Annotated in this window: 20 protein-coding genes; 6 read left to right on the forward strand and 14 right to left on the reverse strand. The window is 54.0% G+C overall.

The features are described from left to right. Positions 1 to 435: 435 nt before the first annotated feature. The 5 genes from mltC to GC090_RS03955 all read right to left on the reverse strand — a co-directional run bounded on the left by mltC (position 436) and on the right by GC090_RS03955 (position 6025). Positions 436 to 1515 carry a membrane-bound lytic murein transglycosylase MltC gene (mltC, locus tag GC090_RS03935; protein WP_033739669.1) on the reverse strand — a complete coding sequence of 360 codons (1080 nt, stop codon included), beginning with the start codon at positions 1513 to 1515 and terminating at the stop codon, positions 436 to 438. A gap of 52 nt (positions 1516 to 1567) precedes the next feature. Further along, positions 1568 to 1840, reverse strand: a complete 273-nt coding sequence (locus GC090_RS03940) for an oxidative damage protection protein (RefSeq protein ID WP_006120869.1) — start codon at positions 1838 to 1840, stop codon at positions 1568 to 1570. Next, on the reverse strand, positions 1840 to 2925 hold the full coding sequence (gene mutY / locus GC090_RS03945) for an A/G-specific adenine glycosylase (RefSeq protein ID WP_054633249.1): 1086 nt from the start codon (positions 2923 to 2925) through the stop codon (positions 1840 to 1842). Before mutY ends, GC090_RS03940 begins: the two co-directional genes overlap by 1 nt. A gap of 248 nt (positions 2926 to 3173) precedes the next feature. Continuing rightward, positions 3174 to 4586, reverse strand: coding sequence for a melibiose:sodium transporter MelB (gene melB, locus GC090_RS03950; protein WP_324020905.1), 1413 nt, complete (start codon positions 4584 to 4586; stop codon positions 3174 to 3176). A gap of 83 nt (positions 4587 to 4669) precedes the next feature. Then, positions 4670 to 6025 carry an alpha-glucosidase/alpha-galactosidase gene (locus tag GC090_RS03955; protein ID WP_205952356.1) on the reverse strand — a complete coding sequence of 452 codons (1356 nt, stop codon included), beginning with the start codon at positions 6023 to 6025 and terminating at the stop codon, positions 4670 to 4672. 252 nt (positions 6026 to 6277) lie between these two features. Between GC090_RS03955 and melR the strand changes: the two genes are divergently transcribed. From melR to GC090_RS03975, 4 genes are all read left to right on the forward strand, one after another. Next, entirely contained in the window at positions 6278 to 7213 is a 936-nt protein-coding gene (gene melR, locus GC090_RS03960; protein ID WP_006120865.1) for a transcriptional regulator MelR, read from the forward strand. 175 nt (positions 7214 to 7388) lie between these two features. Then, positions 7389 to 8108: a tRNA (guanosine(46)-N7)-methyltransferase TrmB gene (trmB, locus tag GC090_RS03965; RefSeq protein WP_033739664.1), complete on the forward strand. Its 720-nt coding sequence runs from the start codon at positions 7389 to 7391 to the stop codon at positions 8106 to 8108. Continuing rightward, positions 8108 to 8434 carry a YggL family protein gene (locus tag GC090_RS03970; RefSeq protein ID WP_006120863.1) on the forward strand — a complete coding sequence of 109 codons (327 nt, stop codon included), beginning with the start codon at positions 8108 to 8110 and terminating at the stop codon, positions 8432 to 8434. Before trmB ends, GC090_RS03970 begins: the two co-directional genes overlap by 1 nt. 42 nt (positions 8435 to 8476) lie before the next feature. Then, positions 8477 to 9193, forward strand: a complete 717-nt coding sequence (locus GC090_RS03975) for a YggN family protein (protein WP_006120862.1) — start codon at positions 8477 to 8479, stop codon at positions 9191 to 9193. A 56-nt stretch (positions 9194 to 9249) separates the two neighbouring features. Here the strand turns inward: GC090_RS03975 and GC090_RS03980 are convergent, their stop codons facing one another. From GC090_RS03980 to GC090_RS03990, 3 genes are read right to left on the reverse strand one after another with little or no spacing between them, the layout of a single operon-like run. After that, positions 9250 to 10626: a PTS ascorbate transporter subunit IIC gene (locus tag GC090_RS03980; protein WP_033739662.1), complete on the reverse strand. Its 1377-nt coding sequence runs from the start codon at positions 10624 to 10626 to the stop codon at positions 9250 to 9252. Between the two features lie 44 nt (positions 10627 to 10670). Further along, positions 10671 to 10940 (reverse strand): PTS sugar transporter subunit IIB, encoded by a 270-nt coding sequence (locus tag GC090_RS03985; RefSeq protein WP_006120860.1) that lies wholly within the window; start codon positions 10938 to 10940, stop codon positions 10671 to 10673. A 25-nt stretch (positions 10941 to 10965) separates the two neighbouring features. Next, on the reverse strand, positions 10966 to 11427 hold the full coding sequence (locus GC090_RS03990; protein WP_054633250.1) for a PTS sugar transporter subunit IIA: 462 nt from the start codon (positions 11425 to 11427) through the stop codon (positions 10966 to 10968). A 456-nt stretch (positions 11428 to 11883) separates the two neighbouring features. Between GC090_RS03990 and GC090_RS03995 the strand changes: the two genes are divergently transcribed. Beyond that, positions 11884 to 12618 carry a GntR family transcriptional regulator gene (locus GC090_RS03995; RefSeq protein ID WP_039339294.1) on the forward strand — a complete coding sequence of 245 codons (735 nt, stop codon included), beginning with the start codon at positions 11884 to 11886 and terminating at the stop codon, positions 12616 to 12618. 52 nt (positions 12619 to 12670) lie between these two features. Here the strand turns inward: GC090_RS03995 and hemW are convergent, their stop codons facing one another. The 4 genes from hemW to GC090_RS04015 are packed head-to-tail and all read right to left on the reverse strand — an operon-like array spanning position 12671 to position 15692. Continuing rightward, the gene (hemW, locus tag GC090_RS04000) at positions 12671 to 13810 is read right to left on the reverse strand and encodes a radical SAM family heme chaperone HemW (protein WP_324020908.1); all 1140 of its coding nucleotides are present in this window, start codon (positions 13808 to 13810) and stop codon (positions 12671 to 12673) included. Continuing rightward, positions 13803 to 14396: an XTP/dITP diphosphatase gene (locus GC090_RS04005; RefSeq protein ID WP_006120856.1), complete on the reverse strand. Its 594-nt coding sequence runs from the start codon at positions 14394 to 14396 to the stop codon at positions 13803 to 13805. Before GC090_RS04005 ends, hemW begins: the two co-directional genes overlap by 8 nt. Positions 14397 to 14417: 21 nt before the next feature. Then, positions 14418 to 14972 carry a YggT family protein gene (locus GC090_RS04010; protein ID WP_006120855.1) on the reverse strand — a complete coding sequence of 185 codons (555 nt, stop codon included), beginning with the start codon at positions 14970 to 14972 and terminating at the stop codon, positions 14418 to 14420. Positions 14973 to 14984: 12 nt separating this feature from the next. Further along, the gene (locus tag GC090_RS04015; RefSeq protein ID WP_324020910.1) at positions 14985 to 15692 is read right to left on the reverse strand and encodes a YggS family pyridoxal phosphate-dependent enzyme; all 708 of its coding nucleotides are present in this window, start codon (positions 15690 to 15692) and stop codon (positions 14985 to 14987) included. 15 nt (positions 15693 to 15707) lie between these two features. On the opposite strand from GC090_RS04015, the gene GC090_RS04020 reads away from it, so the two are divergent. Continuing rightward, a complete protein-coding gene (locus GC090_RS04020; RefSeq protein ID WP_324020912.1) occupies positions 15708 to 16703 on the forward strand; it encodes a type IV pilus twitching motility protein PilT in 996 nt (331 codons plus the stop codon). Here GC090_RS04020 and ruvX read toward each other — a convergent pair. Both ruvX and GC090_RS04030 read right to left on the reverse strand, forming a co-directional pair. Continuing rightward, positions 16700 to 17116, reverse strand: a complete 417-nt coding sequence (gene ruvX / locus GC090_RS04025; protein ID WP_006120852.1) for a Holliday junction resolvase RuvX — start codon at positions 17114 to 17116, stop codon at positions 16700 to 16702. The genes GC090_RS04020 and ruvX overlap by 4 nt on opposite strands. Beyond that, positions 17116 to 17679: a YqgE/AlgH family protein gene (locus tag GC090_RS04030; RefSeq protein WP_033739653.1), complete on the reverse strand. Its 564-nt coding sequence runs from the start codon at positions 17677 to 17679 to the stop codon at positions 17116 to 17118. The genes ruvX and GC090_RS04030 overlap by 1 nt, the downstream gene beginning before the upstream one ends. Positions 17680 to 17698 lie beyond the last annotated feature (19 nt).

The following is a 17698-nucleotide window of genomic DNA, read 5'->3' on the forward strand; positions in this document are numbered from 1 at the left end:
AGGACGGCTGCGCCAGGGAGGGCGCATCCGGACGGCCCGTGGGGCCGGAGTGAGAGACGAAGGAACAGCGACGGCTGACGGCCGCCGGGATTGTTAAGGGGCTGGCGCGAGCCCCTTAACACGTCCGCCTGCACGGGCAGGCTGAAACTCCCGGTCGCCTGGCGGGCGGAACCCGCTCAGAGCAACCCGCAGCCCCACCACCTGGTGAGCGGAACCCGCTCAGAGCAACCCGCAGCCCCACCACCTGGTGAGCGGAACCCGCTCAGAGCAATCCGCAGCTCCCGCCATCAGGCGGGCGGAACCCGCTCAGAGCAACCCGCAGCCCCGCGACCAGGCGGGCGGAACCCGCTCAGAGCAACCCGCAGCTCCCGCCACCTGGCGGGCGGAACCCGCTCAGAGCAACCCGCAGCACCTGCTGAGCGGAACCCCGCCAAATCAATACCTGTGATAACTCCGCTGCGCCGAACTCACCTTATACAAATACCGCCGCGATTCCGCCGACGGATGCTGCTTCGACAGCGTCTGATAAACCTGACCCGGCGACATACTGTTAATAATGGTAAAGGCACGATCTTTATCGCTGGAGAACACGCGCAGTACACTACCGGCGCCGCCGTTATAGGCGGTGATAACCGCATAGCGGCGTGAAACCGGATCCTGAATACCGGCCAGATAGTTGCTCTGCAGCAACGACAGATAGGCAGTACCGGCATCAATGTTGTTCTCGGGATCCAGCAGATAGCTGCGGCTCGGTTTGCCCCATTTGCCCTTCATGCGGAATACATCCACACCGGCGGTATGCTGCACTACCTGCATCAGCCCGAGCGCATCAGAATGGCTGACTGCGTAGGGGTTAAAGCTGGATTCGGTCTGCATAATAGCCAGAATCAGAGACGCATCTACACCGTACTCTTCGGCGGCTTTACGCACCATAGGCAGATATTTATGCGCACGCTTATCCAGATGGTTTGGCACCATCGGAATCGTGACCGAGTAGATCACATGCAGGCCGGACGTACGGCGTTGCAGTTTATTGGCAATCAAGTAGTCAGCAAAGGCCTGAGCACGTCCCTGCCAGCGAATCGCCTGACCGGTGTTATCCAGCACCTGTCCGTACAACAACGGCTCTTTACTGATCTGAATGTCGTTAGCATCAGAGTAGAGATCGACATTTCCCGGATCGTCACCGATCAGTAACGTAGTCACGATCGCCTGACGCAGACTGGCGGCAGGATCGGTACCGGAAATGGTCTCAATGGTGATGTTCCCGCTTTCAAAGTTGATGTGGCTGCGGGTGTAATAATTGTCGGTGTATTTAACGTAGTCTTTCGGTCCGGCGATCAGGACCTCATTGATACCCCAGATGTTCTCAATGTTATGGGCGAATTGCCCCATCAGAATGTCAAATCCGTTGGTATCTTTGACCCATTCCTCTGAATATTCCGGATGTTTTTTACCGGAGCAGGACACCAAAAGGGGGGCAATCACCAGCAGGGCTATCAGCTTTTTATTCATCTAAAATACGTGCCTGACCTGGAAAACGGCCTCAACACGGAGGCCAATAAAGTTATGCTTCGGGTGGCGTGTAGCCTTCAATATGAACGTCTTTACCTTCGAACAGGAAATTGATCATTTCCTTTTCCAGCACTTTGCGATCGTCGGGATTCATCATATTGAGTTTTTTCTCGTTGATCAGCATCGTCTGCTTAGCCATCCATTGCTGCCAGGCTTCTTTCGAGATTTCATTGTAAATGCGTTTTCCCAGATCGCCAGGGTAGAGCTGAAAATCCTGCCCTTCAGCGTCGCGTTGTAAAAAAGTACAAAAAATGGTGCGGCTCATTACTCTTCCTCATTAATCTCACCGTCGCCCACAGGCAACGGCTGGGGATGGCGCAGTTCGTGTAAAAGACGCTCTACAGGTGCGGCTAATCCCACAGATGGCGGCAGCGTTAAGTTATACCAGAGACCGCCAGCTTCATCCATTAATGCCCCGGCAGAAGGCCATGACAGCCACATGGGAACGATATCCAGATGAAAATGGCTGAAGGTGTGACGAAATGCCGTAAGCTGCTGCGGTTTGGCATGGATGCCGCGCGTCGACAGCCAGGCGTTCAGATCGTCTTCGCTGGTGAACTGCGGGAAGCAGAATAAACCGCCCCATAAACCCACCGGCGGACGCTGTTCAAGCCAGACATTGTCGCCGTTTTGCATCATCAAAAACCAGCCGCTGCGTTCAGGCAACGTCTGCTTAGGTTTTTTGCCCGGATAGTTTGCCCAGCTGTTCGTCGCGCGGGCTTCGCAACCATCGCTGAGCGGGCAGATTTCACATTTCGGGCGCGAGCGGGTGCAAACCATGGCGCCCAGATCCATCATGGCCTGGTTAAACTGACTGACGCCCTCGGCTGGCGTCACGTCTTCACTAATTTGCCACAGCCGTTTTTCAACATCCTTCCTGCCCGGCCAGCCAGCCACTGCGTAACAGCGAGCCAAAACCCGTTTCACGTTACCGTCCAGAATCGGGAAGTGCAGGCCCAGCGATAGCGATAAGATCGCACCCGCTGTCGAGCGGCCTACGCCGGGCAGCGCGGCGATGTCATCGTAGTTGCGCGGGAATTCGCCGCCGTGCACCTCAACCACCTGTTTGGCGGCTTTGTGCAGGTTACGCGCACGCGCGTAGTAACCCAGACCGGTCCAGAGATGCAGCACTTCGTCCAGCGGCGCGGCGGCCAGATCGCTGACGGTCGGAAAGCGCGCCATAAAGCGCTCAAAATAGGGGATAACGGTGGCGACCTGGGTTTGCTGTAACATCACTTCAGACAGCCACACCTTATAAGGTGTTTTCTCTAACTGCCACGGCAGGGTTTTGCGGCCAAAGCGTTGATACCAGTCCAGCACCTGTTGCGCGAACTGCGGGGCTTGCATCATAAAGGGGATATTTCCGTGATTACGCGACATTCAGGTGGGAATTCCAGCATAAGCGCCACTGAGAGTAAACCTGAAGATTGCAAAGGCCTGTTTCTTTCTGGTGGCCACTGACGCCCGGTTGTCAGATAAGGCCGGTTACACACAAGAAGGCGATGGAAATGTTGCTGATAAAACACGGGTTGTTTCTCGTTTTCGGGCATAGCCGAAAGTCAGACTTAAAACAGAAGCCCCGGGTCGGGGCTTCGCGTTTAAATTTTTATCTCTTTGGTTGCTGCGATCGGCACCGCTTCCTTTTCCGGTGGCTTACGGTATTTATCCAGCAGGCGGATGTGAATTTTCCGTAGCATGTCGCCGTTCAGTGTATAGAAACGGAAATAGAGCAGCAGCGTCAGGGCAAAAAAGACAGCGGGCAGCACGATCATAATAAACTGCATGCCAGCAAGGGTTTCCTGCGACTGGTTGACGTTGGGCAGATAGCCAATCATGCCCAGCACGACAGCGATAAAGAAAGCCGCCAGCGCAGAACCGCCTTTAACGACCATGGTTTGCACCGAATAGGCAATGCTTTCACAGCGCACATGCAGTTTGTATTCGCCGTAATCTACGGTATCCGCCACCATAATTACCTGAAGCACCCAGAAAAGCGCCGTTCCGGTATTGAATAAAATCCCGGCAATAACGATTAAGGATGTCGCGTGACTGCCTGCTAATACCATAGCGAACAGCACACCGCCGCTCAGAATCGGCAGGGCAGACGCCGCCGCCCATAGTATCCGGCGTGACAGCAGATTCACTAATTTGGGGAACAGAACCAGTGTTGCCAGGTTCGCCGCGCCAGCATAGGAGAGGTAGTAAGGGAAGAGACTGGCATCGCCGATCACATAGGTAAAATAGTAAATCGCAAAACCGGTAATGATATTCGCCGCAATGTTATAGGCCAGCGCCATACCGAGCAGGCAGGCAAGCTGATCGTTGCGGTAGATAAGGCCGACGATCGCGCTCAGTCCCATCCGGCCGCCGTCCTGGGTCTGCGCGCCGTCTGATGAATAAACCTCATGAACATTACGCAGCGTGATGAGGGTTGCCGCGATGAAAAATACGATCAGGAGCAGGGTAAACATCTGAAAGCCAAAGCCGCGATCGTCGCCCCCGATATAACTGACAAACGGTAGCGCAATGCCGGCCGTGACAAAGGAGGCGAGGCTGGCAAAAAAGCGTGGCCAGGGCACCAGCTCTTCGCGCTCACGTTTGTCCAGCGTAATGGTCGGTACCAGTGACCAGAACGGAATATCCATTATGGTATAGGTCATTCCCCACAGAATGTAGGTGACCCAGACAAAAACCAGCTGTGTCGTCCCTTCAAACAGGTGAGCGCTGAATAACGCGAACAGCACCAGCGAGTTTGTCAGCGTGCCAGTTAAAATCCAGGGTTTAAATTTCCCCCAGCGAGAACGTGTAATGGTAACGATCCATCCCATAATGGGATCGTTAATCGCATCCCAGATCCGGGCGACTAAAAACAACGTGCCGACCATGCCAACCGATAATCCCACCACGTCGGTGTAGTAATACATCAGGTAGAGGTAAACAATGCCAATCGCGAAGTCTTTTCCAAACGCACCACATCCGTAACTGAGTTTTGTCGTTATCGAAATGCTCATCGGTTGCCGGGTCGCTGTTGCCAGCGCCCGCTCACTGTTATGACGTAGAATCGCGACCGGACATAGCATCCGGCGACAAAGAATTAACGATGAAGCCAGGCGGGCAGCCAACTGCCGTGCTCAGTGATGAGTTCGTCCACCAGTGCATAGATCTCATCAAGGCTTAATACCGCTGCCGTATGCGGATCCAGCATGGCGGCGTGATAAACCCGATCGCGGTTTTCAGTCAGAATGGCTTCGGTCAGCAGTGTCTGCACATTGATATTGGTTTGCATCATGGCGGCCAGATGTGACGGAATCGTACCGACTTTGGTGGGCTGAATCCCATTGGCATCGACCAGACAAGCGACTTCCACGCAGCATCCCTGCGGCAGATTATCAATCAGACTATCATTACGCACGTTGCCATAAATGACCGCCGGTTCGCCGGTCCAGATAGCGTTCATAATCGTGCTGGCGTACTCACGCGAGGGTTTGCTTTCAATACCTTCGGCGCGACGGTAACGTGCCAGTTCTGCCCGCCATTCCGCCAGTTGTTCTTCACAACGTTTGGGATATTCATCCAGCGGAATCTGATACCGTTCAATAAGATCTTCGCGGCCTGGTTTGATAAACCACGGCGTATATTCTGCGAAGTGCTCTGAGGATTCGGTGACGAAATAGCCCAGCTTTTTGAACATTTCATAGCGCACAATGTTGGGACAGCGCGTATTGCCGTGCAGGTTGGGCTTCGGCACCTGGCCGGCGTTCCAGGCCGCCAGCAGGTCGGGATAGAGATCAACGTAACTGCCGTCAGCGGTTTTGCGCTCCAGCGTCAGATAAAACGCCATATGATTAATCCCGGCGCAGCGGTAACGCAGATCGGCAGGATTTAAATTCAGATCGTTGGCCAGTTCCTCCGCCGTTCCCTGTACCGAGTGGCACAGCCCAACCTGTTTGATATGGGGATAGCGCGCATACATTGCCCAGGTGTTCATCGCCATGGGGTTGACGTAATTAAGCAGGGTGGCATGCGGGCAGACTTCCGTCATGTCTTCGCAAATCTGCCACAGGTGCGGGATGGTGCGCAGGGCGCGCATAATGCCGCCGGGGCCCAGCGTATCGGCTATGGTCTGCTCCAGACCATAGCGTTTACAGACCTCAAAATCGGTGACGGTACAGGGCTGATAGCCGCCTATCTGAAAGGCGACCACGACAAAATCCGCATCCGCTAAGGCCGCTTTCTGCTCGCTGTGGCAGGTAATCTGGCCAGCCGCGCCCGCGGAATCCATAAGTTTACTGACGACGGTATAGGATTCTTCAAGCCGGGTTGCATCAATATCCATCAGGGCAATATGGGCCGATTTTAGCGCATCGCGATGGAAGACATCGCCAAGGATATTCTTGACGAAGATAGTGGAACCCGCGCCAATAAAGGTAATTTTGGGTGCAGACATCAGAACGCTCCATGACAGGGTGGGATAATCTCATGGTGGCACGCTGTGCGGGCGAAAACTTCCGTCTTATCGGATGAGCATTCCCAAAAACTCAGATCAGATGCTGGCAACGAACAGATCTGAGTTTTTGGGATAAATTAACGTAAAAAGAAGAGTATCTGGTCTGAAAGAGCGCTTAGTATAGGGAATCCACTGCTGTTTTTGGCCGTCTCCGCGGGTACGCTGGGCGGGGTTCTGATAATTCAGGAGAGAATCATGACGACATTACAGCCCGTTGCCACGCTGCCGCCCGATCCGCATATGTGCAGCAGTGACGAAAAGCAAACCCGCAGCCCGCTGTCGCTCTATTCCGAATATCAACGTATGGATATCGAACTGCGTCGGCCGCTGGCGATGAGCAGCTGTCACTGGCATGGGCAGGTTGAGGTCAATGTGCCGTTCGACGGGGACGTGGAATATTTAATCAATAATGAAGTCGTGCAGATTAAGCAGGGCTATATCACGCTGTTTTGGGCCTGTACACCGCACCAGCTTACCCGGCCCGGTAACTGCCAGAACATGGCTATCCTTAATCTGCCGATGCATCTGTTTCTGTCATGGCCGCTCGACCGGGAACTCATCAATCATGTCACACATGGCATGGTGATTAAGTCTGTGGCAAAACAGCAGCTCAGCGCCTTTGAAGTGCAGCGCTGGCAGCAGGAACTGAACAGCCCGGATGAACAGATTCGCCAGCTTGCTGTGGATGAAATTGGCCTGATGCTTAAACGCTTTAGTCTGTCAGGGTGGCAGCCTGTGCTGGTGAACAAAACGTCGCGGACACACAAAAACAGCGTGTCGCGCCATGCGCAGTTTTATGTCAGCCAGATGCTGAGCTATATTGCCGACAATTATGACCAGGCTCTGACAATCAATGACGTCGCAGAGCACGTCAAGCTTAATGCAAACTATGCCATGGGCATCTTTCAACGCGTCATGCAGCTTACGCTAAAACAGTACATTACCGCGATGCGCATTAACCATGTCCGGGCGCTGCTGAGCGATACCGATATTACCGTGCTGGATGTGGCGCTGACGGCCGGCTTCCGTTCCAGTAGTCGCTTTTACAGCACCTTTGCCAGGTATGTCGGCATGTCGCCACAACAGTACCGCAAGCTCAGTCAGCAACGGCGGCAGACCATGACGTTATAATTCTGTTTCCGGCCAGCAGCCTCCCAGGCAATTTTCTTGCATTACTCTACACTCAGGCAGGAAAACGCATGTCAAAACACGCCGGGTGCGCGCGGAAAGTGGCAAAGGCTTGCTTCTGCTTTTGAACTTTGCATAATGCCCGTTTCCCTGAACAGGCTAACCAGCAGGCTTCAACATGATTAATGACGTCATCACCCCAGAATATGATGAAAATGGACGCCCGTTGCGTCGGATTCGTAGTTTTGTGCGCCGCCAGGGCCGCTTAACCAAAGGCCAGCAGCAGGCGCTGGACAACTACTGGCCGGAAATGGGTGTTGAATATCAGCCAGAGCCCATTGATTTGCCCGCGCTGTTTGGGCGCGATGCGCCTGTCACGCTGGAGATCGGTTTTGGTATGGGCGCGTCGCTGGTCACCATGGCGCAAAATAATCCGCATCAAAACTTCCTTGGCATCGAAGTGCATGCGCCCGGCGTGGGAGCCTGCCTGGCGTCGGCGAAAGAGGCCAATGTCAGCAATCTGCGGGTGATGTGTCATGATGCGGTGGAAGTGCTGGAGAAAATGATCCCGGATAATTCACTGCGCATGGTTCAGCTGTTCTTTCCCGATCCGTGGCATAAAGCCCGTCACAACAAACGCCGTATCGTGCAGGTGCCGTTTGCCGAGCTTGTGATGCGTAAACTGAAACTGGGCGGTGTGTTCCATATGGCGACCGACTGGGAAGCCTATGCCGGGCATATGCTTGAGGTGATGAGCAGCATCGCGGGTTATCGAAACCTGTCTGAAGACAATACGTATGTGCCGCGTCCTGAGACGCGTCCACTGACCAAATTTGAGCAGCGCGGGCAGCGTTTGGGCCATGGCGTTTGGGATTTAATGTTTGAGAGGGTGAAATAATGGCCACACAACGCAGCCGTCGTTTACGTAAAAAATTGCATATTGATGAGTTTCAGGAGCTGGGCTTTTCCGTAGCCTGGCGCTTCCCGGACGGCACCTCTGAAGAGGTTATCGACGAAACGCTGAATCAGTTTATTAACGAAGCGATCGATCCCAATGGCCTGGCTTATGACGGCAGCGGCTATCTGGCCTGGGAAGGGCTAATCTGCCTGCAGCAAACCGGTAAATGTACCGAGGAACATCGCGAGCTGGTACGTAAATGGCTGGAAGATCGCCAGTTACTGGATGTAAAGGTGACCGAACTCTTTGACGTCTGGTGGGACTAAGTTACCAGCGATATCGCTTTCACACCCAGACAGGGAGAACGTATGATTCGTAACGTGCTGGTCGCTGGCCTCTTGCTGGCGGCAACGCAGGCCCAGGCGGCCTGGGAATGCAGCGTTAAACCACAGGATGATGTGGTCATTAGCCCACAAAACGTGCAGGTTGTTGGCGCAAACGGCAATCTTGTGATTTCGCCGCAGGGCGATGTGCAGTTCAACGGGCAAAAAATCACGATGAACGCCGCCAGTCGTCAGCAGGCCATTAATTACCAAAATGCGTTACGTCGCGATCTGCCGTGGATCGATAACGGTGCCACCTCCCGTCTGGAGAAAGGTCGGCTGGCGCTGGATAAGATCATCACTGAGCAGGTAGGGGAATCAAGCCGCTTGCACAGCCGACTGGCCACGCTGAATGCCCAGTTAAAAACCCAGATGAACCGCATTATTGAACATCGCAGTGACGGACTGACGTTCCATCACCAGGCGATCGATCAGGTTCGTGCCGATGGGCAGCAACTGGTGAATCAGGCGATGGGCGGTATCCTGCAGGACAGCATTAATGAGATGGGGACGAAAGCCATGACCAACGGTGGCGGCAGCGGGCTGCAGGGGTTGATGGGTAACCTTGGTGGTCTGCAGAACGCCATTCAGAGCGAATGGAATAATCAGGAAACGGACTTCCAGCAGTTTGGTAAAGACGTCTGTAACCGGGTTATCTCGCTGGAAAAAGACCGTAAAACGCTGGTTAAATCATTTAACTAACCCGTTTTATGTCCTGCCCTGTTAAGAAGGGGCTGAATCATCAGCCCCGTTTTGTCTCAGTCGCTGTTAGCTTCTTTGGTCACGGTCTTGTTACCGGCGACATAGTTATAGATCACCAGCAGCGCAAAGATGCCCGTAATAATCATGGTAATGGTGCCTTTATCGAGGAACCTCGCCATATTACCCAGCAGAATCCCTGTCACGCCAAAGTCCGTATCTGAGAATGTGGTATTCGTCAGACCAATCGCACCCAGCACAGGCAGTAACGCAACCGGCAGGAAGGTAATCAGAATACCGTGTGCAAAGGCGCCAATCATCGCACCCCGCTTGCCGCCCGTCGCATTGCCAAAGACGCCCGCCGTCGCCCCGCAGAAAAAGTGCGGCACCACGCCGGGCAAAATCAGCACCCAGTGCAGCTGCCCAAGGATAAACAACCCGACGAGTCCACCGATAAAGCTGGAAATAAAGCCGACCAGAACGGCATTGGGCGCATAGGGAAACACGATAGGGCAGTCCAGAGCAGGACGCGCGCTGGGCACCAGCTTCTCTGAAAACCCGGTAAAGGCCGGTACAATCTCCGCCAGAATTAAGCGCACGCCCTGCAGGATAATAAAGACCCCGGCAGCAAAGGTAATGGCCTGGACAAACGAATACACCAGATAGTTTTGACCATGGCTGAACTGACTTTCAACATACTCTCTGCCCGCCGAGACGGACAAAATAAAATAGATGATCATCATGGTCAGAGAGATGGAGATGGTACTGTCGCGCAAAAAACTCAGGTTTTTGGGCATGTTCATCTCTTCGGTGGACTTTGAACCTTTGCCCACTATAGAGCCTATCCAGCCTGACAGGACATAACCCACCGTGCCGGTATGAGCCAGCGCAACCTGATCGTGACCGATAATTTTACGCATATAGGGCTGAGCCAGGGCCGGGAAAAAGGCCATCAGCATGCCCAGCGTCAGCGAACCGGTATAAATCAGCTGCACACCTTCAAAACCGGCAACGGACAGAATAATGGCAATCATACAGGCCATATAGAAGGTGACGTGGCCAGAGAGATAGATATATTTCAGGCGGGTAAAGCGGGCGACGGTAATGTTTGCCACCATGCCGAACGCCATAATCAGCGTGGTAGGCGCGCCGTATTTCGCCAGCGCGATGGATACCATCGCTTCGTTATTAGGAATAATGCCCTGAACGTTGAATGCGTGCTTAAAAATATCGCCGAGCGGCGTCAGCGAGCCCACCAGAACGGTGGCACCGCCTGCCAGCACTAAAAAGCCCAGAATCGTTTTTACCGTTCCCTTTATCACATCCGGCAACGGCTTGCGCTGCGCGATCAGGCCGAACATCGCGACTAATCCGACCAGAATCGAAGGGACTTTCAGCACATCGACAACTACCAGTAAAAGGTTTTGTATAAACATAATAACCTCAGCGGTAAGTGTTCTTATCAAAGGGGATAACGGTGTTATTTGTTGAAGTAGTCGCGAATTTTCTGCTCAACTTCTTTCAGGTCGATGATGTTGTTGATGATAATGACTTTTTCCGGGGGCAGATTAGCGCTGTAGGCGATGTCTTTTGCCATCACGAATACATCTGCGACGTCCGGCGTCACCGAGCCGAGGTCGGCATGTTCGACCTCCGCCGTCATATCAATCGCTTTAAGCACTTTTTTGATGTTCATTTCCATCATGAAGCTGCTTCCCAGGCCTGAACCACACACTGCCATAATTTTCATAACTACCTCTTCTTATTTGAAATTGTTAACTGATAAGGTCGTCTGCCAGCAGAACCGTGCACAGTTCCTGCTGGCTTTGTGCGTGATAAACGCGTTGCATGATGTCCTCGTCTGTCAGCACTTCAGCCAGCTGCGAAATCATCTCGATATGGCTGTTGCTGTCAGGGGCCGAGAACATAAAAAGGATGTCGACAGGATCGTTTTCATCAGCATCAAAGTTGACAGGGGTTGCCAGTTTCACGACGGACAAGCCCAGTTTCTTCGCGCCCTGTTCAGGACGCGCATGTGGCATCGCGATTCGGGGGGCGATCACGAAGTAGGGGCCGGTCTCTTCTTTGAGCCGGACGATGGTGTCAATGTAATCCTGCGAAATAGCGCCTTCACGGCAGAGAGGATTACCGGTGACCTGAATCGCCTCTTTCCAGTCGGAAACGCGCTCAATGTATTGAATTTTTTCAGCATTCAGCCATTGGGTAAGATTTGCCATACGGTGTCCTGGATAAAAAAGTTGGGCCAGCAGGCAGGCTGCTTGTCATTGCAAGATGTACAGTCAGCTTTTTGCCTTTTTCAGGCGGTCAACCTGTTTGTTTTTCCTGATTCTCTTCCACACACGTCAGGGTAGATAAAAAGTCAAAACCAGTTATTTGATTAGTAATGACTTTTATTGCTAAAGCAGGCGTCAGTTCTGACAATTGCCTGTTGCACAAATTTATTTATACGTATAGACATGTTTAACGTGTCTAGTCATCTTGATGATGCACCTCGACCTGTACAGATACAATATGCAAGAATCAATTCTGGCTGGACAGGCGACACTGGAGTGCAAAATCGTTAGCTGGATCACACTGGTTCCTGTCTCACTCATACGCAGTGACGGAAATCAGGCATACAGGCGATGCGGCGGCGCACCGCAGGCACGGGCTTACTATTCGGGAACAGCGTGATGTTCGATGGCATAACAGAGAAACAAAAAGAGGTTGTCGACTATATTCTGACCAAGATCATGCAGGACGGACTGCTGCCGGGCGACAAGCTGGATACCGAAATTGCGATAGCAAAGAACATCGGTATCACCCGGGCGACGGTACGGGAAGCAACCCGTATTCTGATTGAGCAGCAGCGTATTTATCGCGTGAAGGGGTCGGGACTGTTTGTCGGTTCTATCGGCAAGAGCAATCACGCCGGCCGGTTCCATGCGCTTTCGCCCTTTGATTATCAGGCTCATAAAAAAGGCCATAAAGCGGTCAGGAAGGTGCTCACTGCCAGCATCATCAAGGTGCCCGGACCGGAGATGGCGCAGGCGTTACGTATCAGAAACAGCGATCAGATATACAAAATTCTTCGACTGATGTGCTTTGACGATATTCCCGTGGCGCTGGAATATATCCACCTGCCTGTCAGCCTGTTCAGCAGCATGGAGTTTGGCCGGCTGGAAATCTCGAAATACTCTTACATTGAACAAATCACCGGCAAAAAGATTCAGCGCCGCGACCAGCAGCTTAATGCGATTAACGTGACCGACAGTGAGCAACTCAGACTGCTGAATTTTAGTGCGAATGAGGCGGCGTTGGAGATTAATGAGACGGTTTATCTGGATGATGGCATGCCCTGCGAGGTGAACATTGCCATCATCAATACCCGGTTGTTGCAACTGAGACAGAATACTGAGCGCGGATAAGGATTCGGCCTCCTTCATACAGCCGCAGTTTGCACGCCGAACCCGAAGCGCGTTACTCGTCGGCCAGGAACAGTTCCAGTAGCGAGTTCAGAAACAGTTTGCCCTTCTCGGTAATTTGCCAGATGTCCGCTGTTTCAGTGATGTAACCTGCGGCAATAGCCTGATCGAGCTGTGGACGAATCAGCGCTTCATTCAGCCCGGTATAGCGGCCGAAGTCCGCGCGTGGCGCAGGCTCCAGCAACCGGAAACGGTTCATAAAGAACTCGAACGGCTTGTCACTGTCTGCTACCTCGTACTGTTTATCGAGATAGTTGCCCTTCATAAAACCCCGCGGATGGCGCACTTTGACCGTGCGAACAATACGGCCATCGGGTTGGGTCAGCTTGCCATGGGCACCACAGCCAATCCCAAGATAATCGCCAAAACGCCAGTAATTCAGGTTGTGCTCACAGCGGTATCCCGGTTTGGCATAGGCCGATGTTTCATATTGCTCATAACCGGCAGCGGTCAGCAGCCGATGTCCCTGCTCAAAGATGTCCCACAACGCATCGTCGTCGGGCAATTTAGGCGGACGTGAGCCAAACAACGTATTCGGTTCGATGGTCAGCTGATACCAGGACAAATGCGGAGGATTAAGCGCGATCGCCTGACGCAAATCGTCCAGCGCTTCCGTCAGTGACTGGTCGGGCAAACCGTGCATCAGATCGAGGTTAAAGCTGCGCAGGTTCAGGCCCTGCGCCAGCGCCGCGGCGCGCTTCGCTTCCTCGGGACCATGGATGCGACCGAGGCGTTCCAGCTTCTGCGGGCTAAAGCTTTGTACCCCAATGGAGATGCGGTTAATCCCGGCGCGCTGATAGGCGCTGAAACGGTCGGCTTCCACCGTGCCTGGATTCGCCTCCATCGTAATCTCCGCCCCTTCTGCCAGCGTCAGGCGCGCGCGTACGCCATCCATCAGCATCTGCATCGCGCTACTGCTTAACAGGCTTGGCGTTCCGCCACCGATAAATATCGTGCGTACGTCACGTCCGTGAATCAGCGGCAGATCGTTTTCAAGATCGCGCAGCAGGTGCTGCACATACTCAATGTGCGGCACCTCATCTTTTAACGCGTGAGAATTAAAATCGCAGTAAGGGCATTTCTGGACGCACCAGGGAATATGGATATATAAACTCAGCGGGGGTAAATCAGGCATTACGCATCGCTTCCAGTAACAGCGTCAATGCTTTACCTCGATGAGAGACTTTTCCTTTCTCTGCTTTTGTCAGCTCGGCGGCGGTTTTACCCAATGCCGGAATGTAGAACACCGGGTCGTAGCCGAAGCCGCCTTCACCGGCTGGGGTGCGGGTGATTTCGCCGTCCCAGGCGCCGTGAAACACCAGCGGCGTGGGATCGGCAGCGTGACGTAAATACACCAGCACGCAGTGGAACTGGGCCTGACGCTGTCCGTCCGGGGTGCTTTCCAGCGCCTGAAGCAGCTTTTCCAGGTTCTGTTGGTCACTGGCGTCGTCACCGGCATAGCGGGCCGAATAAATGCCCGGTGCGCCGCCCAGCGCGTTGACGGCCAGCCCGGAGTCATCTGCGATAGCGGGCAGCCCGGTCACCTGCGCGGCATGGCGCGCTTTCAGGATGGCGTTTTCAATAAAGGTCAGGCCGGTCTCCTCGGCGGATTCAACGCCGAGGTCGGTTTGCGCCACGATATCCAGTCCAAAGGCGGAGAGCAGATCCGCCAGTTCACGGACTTTGCCGGGATTACCGGTGGCAAGAACAACTTTTTGCATAACAGTTCCAGTTTGGTTCATTTACAGCAAATACCAGAGACCCGGGAACAGGTCCATGCCGAGGAAATTCAGGGCATACAGCACCAGAATGACGATCATGGCGGAGAAGTCGATGCCGCCCATCGCGGGCAGAATGCGGCGAATCGGCGCCATTAACGGCTCGGTCAGCTGAATCAGCACATAGTCCATCGGACCGCGGCCCTGGCTGATCCAGCTCATCAGGGAACGGATAATAATGACCCAGAACACCAGATAACCGGCGGATTTCAGTAGCGACAGCAGGCCGACCAGCAAGTTAGCGGGATCGACAGAGAACACGCCGACCTGAATCAGCAGCAGAAGCGGATATTTCAGCGTAGTGAGCACAAACGCCAGCAGCAGAGAAGCCGTATCAATCGGACCCAGCGCAGGCAGAATGCGACGCAACGGTTTTACAATCGGCTGAGTAATCTTCACGACAAACTGGGCAAGCGGATTATAAAAATCGCAACGTGACCACTGCATCCAGATGCGCAGCAACAGCACCATGACGTAGAGATCGATTAGCGTTTTTACCAAAAACGTCATTGTTAACATGAAGTTCCTCAATTATTGTTGTGAAGGCTGTGTGTAATCACGTGCGCCAAATATTGCGGTGCCAATGCGCACCAGGGTGCTGCCTGCGGCAATCGCCGCCTCCATATCATCACTCATTCCCATCGACAGCGTATCAACATCACTATAGTGCTGTTTTAACTGGTGAAATGCATCAGCCATTTGCTGGCATACCGCCAGCTGTTTCTGATAATCCTGTTCGGGTGCCGGAATCGCCATCAGCCCGCGCAAACGCAAACGCGGCATCGCGGCAATAGCCTGCGCCAGTTCGTCGACGGCCTCCAGCATGATGCCAGATTTGCTGTTTTCGTCACTGATATTTACCTGAATCAGCACATTGAGCGGTGCCAGATGTTCAGGCCGCTGATCGTTAAGCCGCTGTGCAATCTTCAGACGATCAAGGGTGTGGCACCAGGCAAAGTGTTCTGCCACCAGTCGGCTTTTATTGGACTGCAGCGGGCCAATGAAGTGCCATATCAGATTGGGATGTGAGGTCAGCGCCTGAACCTTTTCAACCCCTTCCTGAACGTAATTTTCCCCGAACGCGAGCTGACCCGCCGCCGCCGCTTCTTTGACTGCGCTCGCAGGTTTCGTTTTGCTCACTGCAAGTAGCGTAATTTCTTCGGGAGCCCGGCCGAAACGCCTTGCAGCAGCGGCGATTCGCTGGCGGACTTGCTGTAGGTTGTGCTGGATTGAAGTCATAGTCGGGAGAACACAATGAATCTGGATGAAATCGTGGCGCTTAGTGTAAAGCATAACGCTGCCGATCTGCACCTTTGTAGCGGACATTTGCCGTACTGGCGGCGTCAGGGCAGGCTGGAGCCGCTGCCCGCTCGGTCTGCGCTGTCACCTGACTGGATGGCGCAGTTTACGTCGGTGTGGCTGGACAGCGAACAGCAGCAGCAACTTAAGCGGGAAGGGCAACTGGATTTCGCGTTGACCCTGGCGGCGGGACAGCGCCTGCGCGCCAACCTGTTTATGCAGCGTAACGGGCTGTCTCTGGCGCTACGCACCATCGCCAGCGAATGCCCGACGCTGACCGATCTGCGCGTACCGGAAGGGGTGCAGGCGTTACTGAAGAAACGGGACGGACTGATATTAATCACCGGGGCGACGGGCAGCGGTAAGTCGACCACCCTCGCGGCAATGGTGGATGCGATTAACCGGCAGCAGGCCCGCCATATCCTGACCCTGGAGGACCCGATTGAGTTTATCCATCGCAGTCAGCAATCCCTGATTCAACAGCGTGAAGTCGGTGTGCATTGCCGGAGTTTCAGCCAGGGCCTGAAAGCCGCACTCAGGGAAGATCCTGACGTTATTATGCTGGGGGAACTGCGCGACAGCGATACCATTCGTCAGGCGCTCACTGCCGCAGAAACCGGCCATCTGGTGCTGGCCACGCTGCACACGCGCGGTGCGGTGCAGGCGGTAGACAGGCTGGTGGATGTGTTTCCTGCGGAAGAAAAAAATCTGGTGCGCACTCAACTGGCAAGCAGCCTCAACGCAGTGATCGCGCAGCAACTGGTGCCAGCCTGTGATGAGAAGAGGACCGGGCTGTTTGAAGTATTGATGGCGACCAGTGCCGTGGTCAATCTGATTCGGGAAGGCAAAATGCATCAGATTCCGGCGCTTCTGCAAACCGGCGCTCGGGCCGGGATGCAGACATTCGAACAGAGCCGCGCAGCCCGTCAGGCTGAAGGGGTCATTCGCTAGTGAGTGTCGAACCAGTCCTGCAGGATAATGGCCGCTGACTGTGAATCGACCGACCCTTTGTTCAGCGCACGGTAACCGCCACGCTCAAACAGGCCCGCACGGGCTTCAACGGTACTGAGGCGTTCGTCCTGCAGCTCCACGCGAATGCCGAAACGCCCGTGTAAGCGGTTGGCAAACTTGCGCGCACGCGCGGTCAGTGGCTGTTCGCTGCCGTCCATATTAAGCGGCAATCCCACCACCACAAAATCAGGCTGCCACTCTTTCAGCAACTTTTCGATTTGCAGCCAGTCAGGCGTACCGTCCTGTGCTTTGAGGGCACTTAACGGACGGGCGCTGCCCGTCAGCTGCTGCCCGACGGCAACGCCAATGCTTTTGGTGCCGAAGTCGAAGCCTAACAAGGTTTGATGTGTCATCAGGCGTGACCTGCATCGCTGGCCATATTGTGAATATCCACCCCGATGCTTCGTGCCGCTTCGCGCCAGCGCTCAGCGATGGGCGTCTGAAACAGAATATTGCTGTTTGCGGGGGTGGTCAGCCAGGCGTTTTCCATCAGCTCATTTTCAAGCTGATCTTTTTCCCAGGCGCAATAGCCCAGCGCCACCAGAACATGGTCGGGCTGATCGGCGGTACCTATGGCTTCCAGGACATCGCGTGATGTCGTGATCACCGTGTTGTCTGAGACACGGATGCTGGAGGTAAACGTGCGCTGGGCAGAGTGCAGGATAAATCCGCGATCTTCTGCCAGCGGGCCGCCGCTGAATACCGGCTTATCCAGGTTGATTGCCGGATCGCGGTTTTCCTCGGCAATCTTGAGCTTTTTCAAAATGCCTTCAACCGTCAGGTTTTCCATAGGCTTGTTAATAATCAGCCCCATTGCCCCTTCTTCGTTGTGCTCGCAAATGTAGACCACAGAACGTTTGAAAAAGGGATCCTGCAACGCTGGCATGGCAATCAAAAAGTGATGCTGTAAATTCATTCTCACATGCTTTACCAAA

Source organism: Pantoea sp. JZ29 (genome assembly GCF_035190385.1).
Lineage (GTDB): Bacteria > Pseudomonadota > Gammaproteobacteria > Enterobacterales > Enterobacteriaceae > Pantoea > Pantoea stewartii.